The sequence below is a fragment of the Halioglobus japonicus genome (genome assembly GCF_001983995.1).
Taxonomy (GTDB): Bacteria; Pseudomonadota; Gammaproteobacteria; order Pseudomonadales; family Halieaceae; genus Halioglobus; species Halioglobus japonicus.
Map to the genome: position 1 here is coordinate 288,303 of NZ_CP019450.1, position 16,211 is coordinate 304,513.

12 protein-coding genes are annotated in these 16,211 nt (G+C 50.6%); 5 read left to right on the forward strand and 7 right to left on the reverse strand.

Annotation, left to right across the window (positions count from 1 at the left end; translation table 11 throughout):
• Window positions 1–102 precede the first annotated feature (102 nt).
• Entirely contained in the window at window positions 103–1,701 is a 1,599-nt protein-coding gene (locus tag BST95_RS01395; protein WP_084197842.1) for a tetratricopeptide repeat-containing sulfotransferase family protein, read from the reverse strand.
• A gap of 764 nt (window positions 1,702–2,465) precedes the next feature.
• Here BST95_RS01395 and BST95_RS01400 point away from each other — a divergent pair.
• Together BST95_RS01400 and BST95_RS01405 are read left to right on the forward strand one after the other, a co-directional pair.
• Window positions 2,466–3,359, forward strand: coding sequence for a DMT family transporter (locus BST95_RS01400; protein ID WP_084197843.1), 894 nt, complete (start codon window positions 2,466–2,468; stop codon window positions 3,357–3,359).
• Window positions 3,360–3,710: 351 nt separating this feature from the next.
• Window positions 3,711–4,829: an aromatic ring-hydroxylating oxygenase subunit alpha gene (locus tag BST95_RS01405; RefSeq protein ID WP_084197844.1), complete on the forward strand. Its 1,119-nt coding sequence runs from the start codon at window positions 3,711–3,713 to the stop codon at window positions 4,827–4,829.
• Window positions 4,830–4,901: 72 nt separating this feature from the next.
• Here BST95_RS01405 and BST95_RS01410 read toward each other — a convergent pair whose 3' ends face one another.
• Window positions 4,902–5,114: a hypothetical protein gene (locus BST95_RS01410; protein ID WP_066053647.1), complete on the reverse strand. Its 213-nt coding sequence runs from the start codon at window positions 5,112–5,114 to the stop codon at window positions 4,902–4,904.
• Between the two features lie 392 nt (window positions 5,115–5,506).
• Window positions 5,507–6,082 (reverse strand): hypothetical protein, encoded by a 576-nt coding sequence (locus tag BST95_RS01415; RefSeq protein ID WP_084197845.1) that lies wholly within the window; start codon window positions 6,080–6,082, stop codon window positions 5,507–5,509.
• 228 nt (window positions 6,083–6,310) lie between these two features.
• Here BST95_RS01415 and BST95_RS01420 point away from each other — a divergent pair, with 228 nt between their 5' ends.
• Together BST95_RS01420 and BST95_RS01425 are read left to right on the forward strand one after the other, a co-directional pair.
• Window positions 6,311–6,781, forward strand: a complete 471-nt coding sequence (locus tag BST95_RS01420; protein ID WP_084197846.1) for a nitroreductase family deazaflavin-dependent oxidoreductase — start codon at window positions 6,311–6,313, stop codon at window positions 6,779–6,781.
• Between the two features lie 737 nt (window positions 6,782–7,518).
• Window positions 7,519–8,628, forward strand: coding sequence for a linear amide C-N hydrolase (locus BST95_RS01425; RefSeq protein ID WP_084197847.1), 1,110 nt, complete (start codon window positions 7,519–7,521; stop codon window positions 8,626–8,628).
• 249 nt (window positions 8,629–8,877) lie between these two features.
• On the opposite strand, the gene BST95_RS21230 is transcribed toward BST95_RS01425, so the two are convergent.
• From BST95_RS21230 to ubiG, 4 genes are all read right to left on the reverse strand, one after another.
• On the reverse strand, window positions 8,878–9,495 hold the full coding sequence (locus tag BST95_RS21230; protein ID WP_084197848.1) for a methyltransferase family protein: 618 nt from the start codon (window positions 9,493–9,495) through the stop codon (window positions 8,878–8,880).
• Between the two features lie 504 nt (window positions 9,496–9,999).
• Window positions 10,000–11,022: a ferrochelatase gene (gene hemH, locus BST95_RS01435; protein ID WP_084197849.1), complete on the reverse strand. Its 1,023-nt coding sequence runs from the start codon at window positions 11,020–11,022 to the stop codon at window positions 10,000–10,002.
• A 448-nt stretch (window positions 11,023–11,470) separates the two neighbouring features.
• Complete coding sequence (locus BST95_RS01440) at window positions 11,471–13,321, reverse strand: acyl-CoA dehydrogenase C-terminal domain-containing protein (protein ID WP_205737312.1); 1,851 nt, start codon at window positions 13,319–13,321, stop codon at window positions 11,471–11,473.
• 278 nt (window positions 13,322–13,599) lie between these two features.
• Entirely contained in the window at window positions 13,600–14,070 is a 471-nt protein-coding gene (ubiG, locus tag BST95_RS20025; RefSeq protein WP_205737313.1) for a bifunctional 2-polyprenyl-6-hydroxyphenol methylase/3-demethylubiquinol 3-O-methyltransferase UbiG, read from the reverse strand.
• Window positions 14,071–15,448: 1,378 nt separating this feature from the next.
• Between ubiG and BST95_RS01450 the strand changes: the two genes are divergently transcribed.
• A complete protein-coding gene (locus BST95_RS01450) occupies window positions 15,449–16,168 on the forward strand; it encodes a bacteriorhodopsin-like (RefSeq protein ID WP_308428324.1) in 720 nt (239 codons plus the stop codon).
• Window positions 16,169–16,211 lie beyond the last annotated feature (43 nt).

A 16,211-nucleotide genomic window follows, 5' to 3' on the forward strand; every position in this document is an offset into this window, starting at 1 on the left:
GCCGTGGAAAGTACTCCGATCTCAAACAGCCTCATGAGTTGAGGTATCGGACGTAGCAGAGCTACCTTAATGCCGTTAGTGCGACCCATCTTGAATCACGTTTTAACTCGCGGTGCGAGTAATACCTAGCTCCGCTAGCTTATTTTTAGCAGGCTCGATAATAGAGCCGTACTTCCTCCAGCGCCCGACAGCGGAAGAGTAAACAGGCGTCCGAACTTGGGGCGCGCTGGGTGTGGCTACAGCTCGTTTATTTTCGAAGAAGCGAAGGCAACTAGGCTCCCAATCTAGGTCCAGATAGTCAAACATGGCCCGTGAGTAGGATTCGGAATCTCCAACTAAAAGCTCGTAGTCGATGACAAGCATTCTTTTTCCTAGCACTGTCTTCCAGTGATCTACTAATGCCTCGAATGCTGCTACGTAACACGCCGTATCCTCTAGATCGTAGCTGTAGTTGTAATACGAGTAGTCAGTTGAAAAAAGTTGGCGGTAGTTGGATAGCACCGTATCCATTGGATCTCGGCGCAAAAGTATTACTTTTGCCCTTGGCATGAATCGCATGACATATCCAAGCATAAAAACATTCAACGGTGTTTTATCAATGAAGTAGCTAGTACCGGCGGGTATATTTTTGAGCCGGGGGGCGATCGAATGTATGTAAGCACGCTCTAAGGGAATTTCGCCGCGTGCTGTTGATTCAATGACCTCGGGGGATATGATCTTGGAACCAGTGTCACCAGACAGACGTTTTACGGCGGATGGTAAGTCTTGAAGTTCACCTAAGCTGGCAACTTTACTGTGAGCCGTCAGTATCTGTTCGACTAGCGTTGTGCCGGTCCGCGGAAGCCCCACGACAAACAGAGGGGTTTGCAACGGCACCGACGAGGCATCCGCATTCTTTGTCGGCTGTAGCGTCGTGAAGCTTTCGATCACGGCATTGAAAAGCGCAGCGTCTTGATCAAACTCGTATTCGAGAGACTCCCTGCGCCGAGTTTTAGCGGCACGAAGTCTTCGCAGCGCCGAAGAATATTCTCCACGAGACTCCTCTATGCGAGACAAAGCATGGGCTAAGTAAAGTTCGTCCCGATCACTAAGCCCAGGCCTTTGGGCCAGCGTTCTCATCGCACTCTCATAACGATCGCTGACGTCCACTTTTTCCAGTTCAGAAAGCGCCCAATAACTTCTCGCATTGTCAGGCTGCAACTGAGTCACACGCTCGTAATTCTTACGAGCATCATCATGCCTGCCCATAAACTGCATTGAGGCTGCCAGATTGAAAATTACCTCCGGGTCCGCAGGCTTAAGGCCAGCAGCTTGAGTCAACAATTTCAGCGCATTCTCGTGTCTACCCAATCGGGTGTAGACCACACCTAGGGTATTCATTGATTGAGGCGATCGGACACCTACGCTAACTGCCATATCGGCGGCATTGCCGGCTTCGGCGTCTTGGTTGGCCGATGAGTGATACCTTGCCTTTTGGGTCAGGTATTCAGGATTCGCATGATCGATCTCAAGAGCCCTATCAACCAACTTCAACGCCGCACCCAGATTTCCTCCCACCTCGGCAGCGACCGACTCGAGAAACCATGCGTCGGCGTAAAGGGGGTTCTCAGCTCGCATCGCTCTGCAGAGCGCCACTAGCCGGCGAAAATCTCCTGCGCGCAACAATCTACCACTAGCTCTATCGAAGTCTGTACTATTCATGCTGTCTTGTACCACACCTTCTTTGGCCTGTAACCAGCAACTGAGTCAATTCTAATGAAGAAGCAGTTTATCTTAGCGACATAGAATCCTTTGGCTCAGAGTAAAGTGCGTTGCAATAACCTAGAAGAGCCAAAGGGCGGGCTTTTTCGATCGGCGATCAGTCTCAGATGAGTCGTGCGGCAACCCAGAACCTCATCAGGCTCGGCAGGATGTAAACGTTTGGCCTGCCGATGCGGACTCACACATTTCACAGAAGGAAGTTCAGAATCCAGAACTCACTCCGACAGAACTGCGAATATGATTCCTGTCGATAAGGTGACGGGGCCAACTGAGTACAAAGCGTTTCTTAGATACCAGTTTCCCGACACGTTTTTCTTGATATTCTCGCCTGAGCTGGGCTGCTACGATCTAGGTGAGTAAGACGATAGCAACGTCGAATTTGATGGTTCTTCAGTGAACCTCTTCGGCGTCGCGTATTTACCCCGTGTCCCGATATCTGACATATGAAAAGGCGGGCTAGCTTCCGCAGACATTGTCTCGATGAGTTCCGTTGAACTGGACGGAGACATGGCATTTCTTGGCAAATGCTTTACTTTTTACATTTTCTATAAAATATACATCAGCGCGGGCCACCTGAAGTGGGATACGGAAGCTGACTCCGGAATGTCGAGTGCCGGTGTTCTTCTTGATTTTTGACGCGTCGCAGACAGTGCAGATGCACTGTCGTATCAAACCGCACCTAGTTAAAGCAGTGACAAAAAAACATGCAATCACCAACAGTACAACACTGGTTTTTTCTCCTACTGCTCAGCCTTGCCTGGGGCTTTGCATTCTACCTCATCGCAGTTGCGCTGCACGCGTTTGCTCCTCTGACTATCGTGAATATCCGTCTCGTCGTGGGCGCGGCCACACTGTACGTCATCATGCGATGGCAAGGGCAACGGCTGCCGCACGAACCGATTTGGTGGGGGCGGTTCGCGCTACTTTCTCTGCTCGGTAACCTTATCCCCTTTTCGCTCATAACCTGGGCCGAAACTGAGATCAGTAGCTCCCAGGCGGGGTTGCTCATGGCCTTGATGCCTATCAGCACCATGGTTCTCGCCCATTTTTTCGTACACGAAGAAGCGCTGACTACGCGCCGTTTACTCGGCGTAGCGCTAGGATTTTCTGGCGTTGTGATTCTGATAGGCGGCGCACCGCTGCGGGAAGGAAGCGACGGGACCCTGCTGGCACAAATTGCAGTATTACTCGCAACACTCGCCTACGCCAGTAACGCGGTGCAGACCAAACGGTTACCGCCTATTGATTCGCTCGCGGTTGCGACCGGGTCGCTATCGGTCGGCGCTGTCCTCCTCCTGCCTGTTACGCTGTATCTCGAGGCTGAGACCTGGACAGCACCGACGCTGCCTGCGCTCAGTGCAACTTTAGCGCTGGGCGTCGCCTCCACTGGCCTGGCCACCTGGATATACTTCCGCGTCGTGGCAGACTGCGGTCCATCTTTTTTGTCGATCATTAACTACATCATCCCAGCGATCGCTTTCGCGGCCGGGGTGCTTTTCCTCGGTGAAAGTGCGCGTCCAAGCCAGTTTCTGGGCCTGCTGTTCGTGTTGGCCGGCATAGCGCTCACCCAAGCGAAGGCCTCGGCGAATAGCCGCTGACACAGCATCGCGGGCCACTCTGTGTTCTGTCATTGCGCTAGTCTGGTGCCCGCACCGTGGGATACGCTAGTAACAGCCTACTCAACTGAAAAGAAAAGTGAGATTATCATCGACACTAGGATGGCTGTGTGAAAATCGACAGCGTCACGGTTGTATGGGCTGCCAATATGGCTTCCAAGGCATCACTAACGCGATCGTCCTGCCATAGGTTAGCGAAGCGATGAGACAGCCAAACCCGGACATCCAACCACATGCAACCACTGTGACAGTATCCCACCCGCGGGCTGGCCATCTGGGGAAATATAGAACAGTATTGCCCCTGCCTGCCATCCAACCAACTGAGGCGCTATCGTGAACCGAGAAACAGCTACCGCTCTCAACCGACGCCTGCTCGCGCATGTAACGAGCGGGACCACAGAGCTTGCTGACAGCGAGGCCCGTCTGTCTTGCGATATCTTACTAGACGCCGCTGCCCACGCACTTGAGCGTGACAGACTATTCACCCATACACCACAGCCTGTGGCATTCTCAGGTGAGCTGCCCGAGCCTCTAACATCGCTGGCTATTAATGTGCTAGATACGCCGGTGCTGCTTACGCGCAACACAGCAGGACAATTACGAGCCTTCATCAACGCCTGCCGGCACCGCGGCGCGCAGGTCAGTCATGGTAGCGGCGCTAGCCGCTCGCTGGTATGCCCATTTCACGGCTGGGCCTATGACCACGATGGCGCTCTGAAGGGAAGGCCTGGTGATAGTTACTTCTGCACCGACGCAGACCAGCTCAAACTTCAACCACTGCCCGTTTCTGAACAGTGCGGCGTAGTATTTGTATCGCTTCAAACCGGTATGCCTCAGGCCGATCTTGACAACGCGCCGGCCGGGTTGCAGCAAGAGCTGAAATCATACGGTTTCCATGAGTACCGCGCGATCGAAAGACGCGAATTTGAAGTCGCGGCAAACTGGAAACTGGTGACAGATCTGAGCCTCGAGAGTTATCACTTCGCGGCGCTGCATCGCAACAGTGTTGCCAAGCTACTGGAAAGCAACGCGGTGTTTGACGTGATAGGTCGTCACAGTCGCTGGGCCTTCCCCTTGCAAACCATCACCGAACTGAGTAACACAGAAGAAAGTGCGTGGCCGGATATACTTCGTGGCTCTTGTACCTACACCCTCTATCCCGGAGTGATGTTTGTGGTCAACGCGCTAGGCGCACAAATGATAAGGGCGGAGCCCGGGAAAGACCCCGGTCACTGTCGTGTAACTTACGCAGGTGTTAGCAAACCCGGGAGCGATCTGGATCAGGCACGGTTAGCTTATGAGTTCGGTGGCGACGTGTTCGAGAATGAGGACTTGGCAATAGCACCCCAATGTCAGCAGGGTATCGCAGCGTCAAGAGCCGATCTTATTATCGGGCGTAACGAACCATTACTGCAATTTTGGCACGAGCAGTGGCAGGCAGCGATCGAATAGCGCGGCATGAAAAAGGGCGGTAATCATGAAAAAAACCCGCCAGCAAGGGCGATATCGCAGTTGTTAAAGGCACTACCATTCGGTCAAATACCAATAAACACCTAATGAAATCCCAAGAGCCATTATGCCGCCAACTAGAGAAAGGCTCATAGGCGCGTCATACACCCAGCATGCAATAGCCGCGGCCCCGGTGCCGATCGAAAATATGGATAGCATTTGAGCAAATTTAGTTAAGAATATTTTCGCTGCTTCTTTTAAAAAATCAATAATTTGCTCAATAATCACGATAACACCCCATCGGCTGTTCCGACTGGTAGTCGTAAAGCCCTAAGTATAAGCCAGACCTCTTCCTTCGCCCAGGTAACACTGGTCCATCTGGATCTCATCCAGCCGCCGATCACCCTCGGCGATTTCTATAACGGGCCCTTCAATGCTTGCATAGGCGATCAGATTTCTGTTTTCTGTACACAGAAGCCAACGCGCGTATCGACCGCCAGTACTGGACTTCTACGCGATTCAGGTTTTGTCTCAAACTAAAGATCACTATCCGGTTCATCTCAACACCAAACAGGCACTGCCCGTGGCCCGCTGTTTTGCTCAATCAGCGCCAGTACGGCGATGCGGGGCTCTGCTAAGTATGCTTCTCGCCTCTCGCGCGTCATACTGCCCATTGGATATTACTCCCGGTCGGTGGTGGCGATCAGCGATTTCCATCGTGCCTGCAGGCCTTCAGCGGCTGACTTCGTCCACCCCTGTTGCCATGCATATTGTGCTGTTCTGATCCCTAGCCAGTACCCACCGTAAGCCACGAACAGCAACTCCCAGGGGCCGCGGTTATCTTGCAGCCAATAAGCGGGCCAGGCGATCGCCAGCCCGAAATTGATCAGCGAGTCGATGAACAGTTGCAGAACAACATGAAAAACCGCACCGGCTTCAAAGCTGAATAACAGTTCGCTCATGCTGCTGATGAAAGTTTTAACGTCAGGCCACTCGAGCAACAGCCAGGTGTAAAAGGCCACTAGGCCGTAAAATCCTCCCCCGAACTGAAACCACTTATCCATGACAGGATTCATTCGACGTCGACGCTTTCTATCCTTTTGGTGTTCGCCCAGAGCCGCAATACTTTCTTGCATCTCACTAACACTGTCGCCCGATAGCCACCCGCGGTATATTGCCCATGACACCATACCGAAAGAAAGCACGAGCATTGGTATGCCGCCTCTTAAAACTGCATATAAAGCATCACCTAACATTAGATGTTCCAATTCTTAAAACGACACCGAGATTAGCATACATCGTGGGCAGAACTGTCGCCGGATTCCGAAGATACTTTCCAGCGAAGTTTTGCGCTGCTCAGGCTCGTGTTTGATCGAGTCGCTCTATGATTTGGGCCTCAATAGATCTAAATGTTCATTCCATGATACCTAATCCAGCTATGCAGCCGAACCGTAGGTTAATTTACATGCATCAGGATATTTATCATGGAACTTATCCGGTCCGACCTGTTAAAAAACGCCCTGGCCTCAGACATATTCGTTTCGGTTTTGAAGAGGACAGTTCCCCCAACTGACAAGGCGTTGCTGCGACTTACCAGGGGATGGTTAAACACGGGCCTGCAATCAGTGGTCCTACTCGACACCACCGGCGCTCGTTCCGGTCAGAGGCGCACCATTGCAACACTGTGTATGCCAATGGGTCGCGACCTTGTATTGGTGGGATCGAACTGGGGTCAGGAGCGCGACCCGGCCTGGGTGCACAATCTGCGCGCCAACGACAAGTGCTACGCGACTTTTCGGGGTTACGTTGGTCCGATGAACGCCCGTGAGTTAAAAGGTGCGGAACGGGCGGCTATCTGGAAACACCTTGTACGCTTCAACCCGCAGTACGCTCGCTACCAGAAGGCGACAAGCCGCCGTCTTCCAGTGCTTGTCCTGGAAAGGGACGAAGATTAACCGCCGCACTCGTTACCAGTGCCTAATTTCGGAAAAAGCTCATGCTACACAGCTGCAAAAATAGCAAACCCTGTCTCGCCAGTTCCCAAATTACACGCAACGCGTAGCGCCAAAATCCAACTAGACCTACGCCAAATACCGCGCGCAAGGAATATTTATCGGGTATGCGGCCTGAACCGCTTCTGCCCTATTTTGGAGCGAAACTGTGTGTTTTTTAGGGGTGCTTGTAGGTTCAGGGCTTGTGTTTGCATAATTGAACAGAGAGAGCAGTAAAATTTAAGACAGCGGTATGAGCGACAGCAGCCCTGGCTTCAGCAATAGGATCAAAGAGAGCCGCTCTCAGAATTGCCAGGTGGAACCCCACAAGGGCAGCATAAAGCCCGAGGACTTTTATTTGCTCTCCACATGGCCAAGCACCGATCAGTTCGCCGTGCCACCATTTTCAGACCTCCTCGAGCCTCAACTAGTAAAAAGAGGTCTCTCATGGGCAACTGCCGATTAAGCACTGGATCAATAGTCTATAGGTACGCAGGGGCTACCTAAGCATAGTCGCCGTAGTAGCTAGAAGGCGATTAGATTTGATTCACAAGATCGATCTTCTCGATTTATTTGATCTAATCTCAGGCCAAAGCTCGAGAATTGAGCTAATGTTTTAACAAAACTTATAGAGATCCTTTCTAGACTGGTGCTTTGCGCAGAACTAAGGCTGGACGGAATGAATCAAAGAGAGAACAACGATGCTTTTTATTTCGAAACGTAACTACGGGAAAACTTTGACTCTTGTCATTATGGCATTGATTCTTGGCAGCCAAGCAGCGCTGGCATGTACGGGCATCATCCTACGCTCAAATGATGGTGCAACTGTTCCAGCACGGACCATGGAATTTGCTTTCGATATAGAATCTAACCTACTCGCTATTCCGGCTGGCACAGAAATCGACACCTTAGTCCTGGACAGAGACAACACCGGCTTCACATTCAAGGCGAAATACGGCTTCCTTGGTGCAAACGGCCTCGACAAGCCGATCGTATTCGACGGAATGAATACACAGGGACTTTACTATGGTGCTTTCTATTTCGCTGGCGAGGCTGAATTTGGAACCGTTAGCGATGAGAATCGCGACCGTGCCGTTTCTTCTGAGGAAATGGGCAATTGGATTCTCGGCCAATTTGCCACGGTCGACGAGGTAATTGCCGCGTTGCCTTCCATCGAAGTGGTTGGTACCTACGTTGAAGAAATAGGTGGCCGAGTTCCGTTTCACTATGCAGTTACAGATCGGACAGGCGCAGCAGTTGTGATCGAATATACTAAAGATGGACTAAAAGTACACCAGAACACTGTAAACGTTGTGACCAACAACCCGACCTATGATTGGCATCTCACGAACCTAAGTAATTACGTCGGGCTTCAACCACGCAACGTGAAAGCGATAGAGGTAGGCTCAGAGATCATTTCGCCTTTTGGGCAGGGCAGCGGTATGCTCGGACTGCCAGGTGATATGACGTCGCCGACACGTTTTGTACGGGCGGCGGCTTTTGCAAACAGTTCACTTCCATCTGAAACAGTGGATGAGGCCATCTTCAAGGCGTTCCATATCCTCAATGTTTTCGACATTCCCAAAGGTGCCATCCGTGAAGCAGATGAAGATGTGCCATTCACTGATTACACACTGTGGACGTCGGCAGCTGATACATTGAACGCCGTTTATTATTACAAAACATACGTAACTCAAGCAGTTGAATCGGTAAATGTAACGGCCGTGATCAACGCAATTACCGAACCCACAGTTGTCGAAATGGAGAGCGGATTTCAAGTACGTGACCGAACCCGCGACTTCAGCAATTAGTCGCTGGAACATGAAGGATGCGAGCTCACTAGCGAATCTCCTGTGAACTCTCTATATAGTGGCTCGGTGCCTGTAAGAGGACTTTATAGGCAATAGGATATGGGCTGATGCGAAAAGGCGCTAGCTTGCAGGATACTATGGTAGCTACGCCGAGAAGTGGAAATTTTATACAACTATTGCAGTATTCTTGAGGCGTCGAATACGCGAGCCGCTAAGGGTCATCCTATCATTGTGAGTAATTTCAGTATCCTATAGCCATCGTGGCACATGGGTGGCATAGATATAATACTCATTTGGAAAAATGCGCTTTAGATGTTTTTCCTCTGCATGGGCCTGACGAAAAAGGGTCCACAATCCAAAGCATAAACATATTAGACTGAAGGCTGAGGGAAGAGCGAAGAAGAATCCTGTTTGCGCAAGCCCAATAGATAAGAACATTGGGTTTCTGGAGATTCCGTACCAGCCATGTGTAATTATTTTATCTGGACCGTTTGGATCTATGCCTGAGCGCCACTGATCTCCGTAGTTACAATGAATTCGAACCGTTATGACAAATCCAATTGTAAGCATTATACAGCCACTGATAAGCAATATTGGCTGGTAGAGAAACTCAAACACAATCAGGTGCTCATCAACGGAAAAATACACAGCACGAGATACACAAATCAGCCAAATGATGACTCTGAATACTCTGAAGAAGAAATGATTCCACCATGTACGACAGAAACGATCTCCAGGAAAAATGATGTCTCGTGATGTTCTTCGTTTAAGTTTTAGCACCCTCATTGTATAAAAAAGTGCAACAGCACTAAAAAAAAACGCCAGATAGTAGCGAGTAATCAGAGAGGCCAGATCTGAAGAGTCCATGGTCGTTCAATTTTTGCTGTTGTTTGTGTCAGCTTACCTAAATCTGTTTCAAGGTGCATGGTGGATTTCGGCGGCGCACAAAGCAACTATAGTAGCAATGCAGCTGGACCATAACGACACTATGGTTATTCGTAACAGCTTCCTCACCTTGCCGTACTAAACCAGTATCTCCTATATAAAGTAGACTAAGGAGCTTTCCCCAACATGTGGATTCGCCCTTATCTTTAAGAAGACTCAAAAGCTGCTGGTTTTCAGAGAACCACCCTCAAAGCTGCGGCGCTGTTGAACTGCCCAACCTCTCATAGTTACCATCTGAATAACTTAATGCTCGCCATAAGCCACTGAAGGAGCTCGAACGGTGGCAAACCAACACGAGCTTTACCTGCGGCCTGTCGGACAAGCGCATAGATCTGGAGGCACAAAACAAGAATGTGTATCTATAAGTGACTAAAGAATTATGGATAAAACTGCCTCTTGACAGGAGCAGAAGCAATCAGACGACGCTTACATCTTCTGACGCACTATTTCTTCGAGACCATCCAGAAAACGGGGATGGTCGTTACAACTCGGAACAAGTTGCACCGTTTTCCCGCCGTGTTCAGTGAATATTTCCTGATATTCATCTCCAATTTCAATTACGGTCTCTAGACAGTCCGCCACGAATGCTGGACTGAACACCAGTATCTTTTGTGAGCCTTTTTGGGCTAGCTCTTTTACGACTTCATCAGAGAAAGGTGTAAGCCATTCCTTATCGAGGCGTGATTGAAAACAAACTGTATATTGCTCGGGAGTAAGCCTAAGTTTTCTAGCGAGCTCTCTCGTAGTGGCGTAACTGGTTGCTTTGTAGCAAAGTGCGTTTGTGCCATTGATCTCATCTTCACAGAATTGATCCCTACAAAGCTGATCCCCCGGATAGACCTTGTCAACATGACGCTCCGGCAAACCATGATATGAGAATAAAATGTGGTCATAGTCTGCCAGATTGAAATCACTCGCTCTTGCAACAATAGAATCGATGTAGCCTTCGTTGTCCCAAAATTGATTGATGATTGACATCTGAGGAATAGCCCACCACTCACTTATCAAGTTTGTAGCTAACGCTATCGCTGAACCACTTGATGCACTCGCATATTGAGGAAACAGCGGTAGAATAATGATGTGTTCGTAGTTTTTTTCCTTCATCGCCTCGGTAACAGAGCACAGGGAGGGATTCTGATAGCGCATTGCCATGTAGACATCTACCTCGCCTTGAAGACGCGCCTGAAGCTGGTCCTGTACGTTGGTAGTATGGGACAAGAGAGGAGATGAGCCTCCACTCTTTTGCCAAAGCTCCTGATATATCTTGGCGGATTTAGGCGCTCTAAACGGCACGATAACGCCGTTAACCAAAATTTTTCTTGCTAGCCATGGCAAGTCTATAACACGCGGGTCGTTAAGAAACTCTCGTAAATAGCGCCTGACATCTTTCGTTGATGGACTGTCAGGCGTCCCAAGTTGAATTAAAAGTAAGGCTGTTTTCTGGGTCATGTGTACTCTGGAATATTGGATCGTGTTGCAAGTTTTGTATTGATTTTAGTAGTCCGAGACTATCATTTTTAGATATTTTGATAGCCTGGGCCTGAAACTGTCTTATAGCCGCACCGTGCTGCAGAGTGTTTTATAGACGAAACTACTCTCTGTATTCTAGTTTAAATGATCTGGCCGCCCTGGCGTAGGCATACCGCTTTTGGCATGCGCAAGCATCCCGATGCAGTCTATTCGGAGGGCAAACAACCGGGAAGCTCTCACTCGATCGTTACGGCCCGGAAGAATAGGGTTTGGGATGCCAGTGATTTGCCGCTCGAACACTCGACCCGGATCTCACTCACGCCAGCGCAAGTCCTATTTTGTCCAGTGCTACCCCACATCGGAGTTACGATGCAGTTTGATAAAGCCTTCTAGCGCTTCTAAGGGAGCCTGCAGAGCCATCAATGGCTCACGCCGCCCAGTAGTCTTCCTTGAGACCCATCATGCCCCCTTCGCCGCTGAGAATATCCGTAAGCAATCCCTCTGTCTCTGGCAACACCTTGTCGTAGTAGAACTGTGCGCTGAGCACCTTACCATTCATGAGCGCCTGGGTGCCCTCCCCCATAGCGGATTTTCTACTCGCGACCGCGGACATACGTGACCACAAATAAGCGATCACGGTGAGAGCCATCAGCCTTAGGTACGGTGTCGCTACTGCGCCTGCCTGCTCAGGATCTACCGCGCCATTTGTAGCGATCCAAGAAGTCGCTTCCTGCAACCTGTTAAGCGCTGCACGTAACTCTTTGGCATGAGGTACTTCTTCATCCTCGGTGATAAAATTCTCAATAAGTGCAAACAGAGCGCTGATCGCCCGACCACCGGCCAAGCCAAGCTTTCGGCCCACGAGGTCCATGGCTTGTATGCCATTGGTACCCTCGTAAATTTTAGTGATTCTTGCATCGCGGACCAACTGTTCCAGCGGCCAGTCGCTGGTGTATCCGGCCCCGCCTAAAACCTGCAATCCCAGATTAGCATTAGTAAATCCCTCGTCAGTCAGGAACGCCTTAACGACTGGAGTCAGCAGCTGGACCATATCGTCTGCGACCTGCCGACTTTCTTGGTTAGGGTGTGAAACAGAGATATCCAATTGATGTCCAGTGAACAGGGCAAGTGCGCGCATGCCTTCATTCACAACTTTCTGCCGGACTAACATGCGTCGCACGTCAGGGTGAACGATGATCGGGTCGGCGGGGCTTTCAGGGTTCTCAGCCCCTCTCAGAGCTCGCCCCTGCAAGCGATCTAGCGCAAATCCCAAACTTTCCTGGAAAGCCATTTCGGAGATACCAAGGCCCTGCATTCCCACCATCAACCGCGCCTCGTTCATCATCGTAAACATGGCTCGCAACCCATCATTTGGCGCTCCGACCAGCCACCCTGTCGCACCCTCAAAATTCATTACACATGTGGCGGACCCCTTGATTCCCATCTTGTGCTCAAGACCACCACAATACACGCCGTTGCGCTCTCCGTTTTCTAGAAACTTCGGGACAACGAACAGTGAAATTCCCTTGCTTGTGTCGGGCGCGCCGGGAAGCTTAGCCAAGACAAGATGTACGATATTACTGGTAAGGTCGTGTTCGCCGCCGGTGATCCATATCTTACTGCCTTCTAAACTATAGCTCCCATCATCCCTGGGGGTCGCCCGCGTGCGAATCATGCCAAGATCTGAACCGCATTGGGGCTCAGTCAGACACATCGTGCCCGTCCACTCTCCACTCACTAACTTCTCCAGATAGATGCTTTTCAGTTCATCGGAACCATGCGCGAACAGCGCGCTGATAGCCCCATGGGTAAGTCCTGCGTACATGCCAAATGCCATATTCGATGAACACACCATTTCATCTACAATAAATTTCAACACGTGCGGCAACCCTTGCCCACCATACTCAACGGGTGCATCCAGCGATGTCCATCCCGCTTCGACAAAGCTCGTATATGCATTCTTGAATGTTTCTGGCGTGGTGACATCGTGAGTCTCTGGATCAAGGGTACAACCCTGGATATCGCCGGCCTGGTTTGTAGGCTGTATGACGTCGGCAGAAAATTTGCCCATTTCTGACAGGATGGCGCCTATCAGATCGGGTGTAGCTTCAGCATATTTGTCATGATGTTGTAGTTGTTCTACGCCAAGAACGTCGAAAAGTAAAAATAAGAAGTCGTTGAGGGGGGCTTCATAGCGCATGCTGCGGATACCTCTGCTGTAGGTAACATTGCTACGCGCCAATCGTTGGCGCAGTTCAGGAATACCAGCGAATGTCACGCTCTTGTCCAACACCTAAGGAAGGCTGAATTACCCGCTATGACGCATTGCCGCGACCATATAATTAATGCCAGTGAAGCTGCCTATCTTGACCTCTCGAGTAACCGGGTTGACAGATACGCCGCACCTTTCAACGATCGACATATCTCCCCCAGCTAACATCGCTGCGGTTTCCTCTGGCGTAACGAATTTGCGCCACTGATGGGTACCCTTAGGTAACCAGCCTAAAATATATTCAGCCCCGACGATAGCAACCAACCACGACAATAGATTCCGGTTTATCGTTGCGACGAAGTGCAAACCCCCCGCGCCGTGAGCGAACAGCACTTAGCCATAAAATCGGGCAACGCTTCCACGTGCTCAACTACCTCCATGTTGAGCACAACATCGAACGGTTCCGCATCGATGTCTTCTATCGCAGCACACCGATAATCGATGTCTAATCCGCTCAACCGAGCGTGAGATCGAGCTATGTCGATATTGCGCTCGGCCGGGTCGACCGCCGTGACACTTGCACCGAGCTTAGCCATGGATTCAGACAGAAGTCCTGCCCCGCAGCCGATGTCCAGCAGCTTGAGGCCTGCCAGCGGTCTCTCTATATTTGCTCCCGGGCGTAATTTCGTCCGTATGGTATGCTCGACAAATGGAGTGCGTGCGGCGTTCAGTCGATGCAGGGGCCACATCGGACCCGTTGGATCCCACCACGTGTGCGCAAGCTGATTGTAGCGTTTAATTTCTTCACTATTCACGGTTCTGCTCAACTTGATCCCTCCCGTTAACACGACGCTTTAAGACACATGACACTGCGTGTGAATACGCATCTACCGGAGCGACAGATGATCTTGGCGGGACAATGCGACTTTACGTTACAAACATCTAGCCATCATTTGGGGTTTGTTTTGAGCTTTCCGGATGGTTACTACTAAGGATGACATCCACCGGTTGGTGGGTGGCCAGCTTTTTGGATACGGGATTTCTATTTCGCACCCTGGCTACGACGGGCCGTTATTTGTTCCTTACTGCATTGGCGGTATGTTGTCAGTGCTCAACGATTTCAAGTAATACATCTCGGAGCTTGGTACTTAGTTCACCAGGGAGCTATCGAGGAGTGCTTGCAGAATCTCGCCGACACTGCGTTGGTTACCATGGGTTAAAGGAAACTAACACTAACAATTGTACGTTGTCACAACCCCCTGGACAGATCTCGATCTGATTTGAGATGCACTTCAGAACTTACGTGTCTGTCGTTTGTGCTGATCAGCACAATGCATCTTTCGGCGCATCAACAAGGTCTACAGTTTAATCTCCTCACGGCGATTCAGGACCTGCCGTCAGCGACCATACTGCGTGTCAGCTGGCGTCAGATTTTTGAGTATTTCGGGGTAACGCCTGCGTTAGCACTAGTTTATACATTCGCCGATATGTTGCAGGCAATTTCCCGAGGCGAAAGTGCCGCTTTCTCCAGCGCCGGGTCTACGATGGCGCCCTGTTCATCCTCAAGCAGTTTATTCTAGGCTGACCGGGGACTAAGTTTACGAACCTCAAGCACATCAATACCCACGGCCCCTTAGTGTTTCAACTAGGCCTAGAATGCATCTCAGTGCGGATACACGCGAAGCAGTGTGTGTTTGACCGACAGGCTGGACTGATCCGACAGCCGGATAATTCCATATTCCTCTGTGGCCAATTCTCACGCATACCGCCCCCGTCCCCGGTCACGCTTTTCTAGCAAACGGTTTTCCACGAGTGCCTCGGCCACGACCTCTTCGACGACAGCAGATTCTGCGCAAAGATCCTTGACGTCGTTGGGCGCGGCTTCCCCTGCAAATCCGCGGCTAGACGCTTCTCACCTACGTCTAGACTCAAAGATAGAGACGGGAATAAGACAAACAAACCATCCAGACGTACGCGAAATGATTGGAATAACTCGACAAGACATAAACACGGGATCGATAAGCTTGAGGTCATCTGTCAACTCAGCCCCGTCGACATGAGGAAAATTAGGCTTCTTTCGCCGCAGAAAAAGCTTCGGCCTGGCTTTGTGGTCAAAATTTGTACAGCTCTGATCTCCAGCATCGTCGCAAAGCGTACCGACAAAACAAGTGCCAAACACCAAAGGGGTGCGCTATGGAAAAGATGTTAATGTTAAACCCGTCCGATTACGTGGGCGTGAGCTTTTGGATCATCTCGGCAGCGATGGTCGCAGCTACTTTCTTCTTCTGGGTCGAACGCGATAGAGCCACCGGCAAGTGGAAAACGTCACTCACAGTCGCAGCGATGGTCACAGGGATCGCCGCAATTCACTATTTCTACATGCGGGAAGTGTGGGTCATGACCGGCGAGAGTCCAACCGTGTTCAGATATGTGGACTGGTTGCTCACTGTTCCTCTTCAGATCGTCGAGTTTTATCTCATCCTTGCTGCAATTGCGGTCGTAAGGAGTGCGCTTTTCTGGAAGCTTCTGATCGCATCCGTCGTCATGCTGGTAGCTGGGTACCTCGGGGAGGTGAACTCTAACAACAGCAGTATGTTATGGGGTCTATTCGTCCTTGGAACTGCTGCCTGGCTGTACATCATTTACGAGATTTTCGCAGGAGAAGCCAGCAAGATTAGCGCTGCGGAAGGCACTATCGCATCCCAACAAGCATTTAACGCTCTTAGACTGATCGTGACCTTTGGCTGGGCGATTTACCCGCTCGGTTATGTCTGGGGATATGGCGCCGATGGTAATGCCGACACACTGAATCTGATTTACAACTTGGCGGACTTTGTCAACAAGATTGCCTTCGGCGTCGTGATTTGGGCTGCTGCAACAGCAGCAGATGCCGACGAAAAAGCCAGTGCCTGAGTTGGCGTTATGAGCAAGGGCACTCGCAGGAAATTGCTCTCGA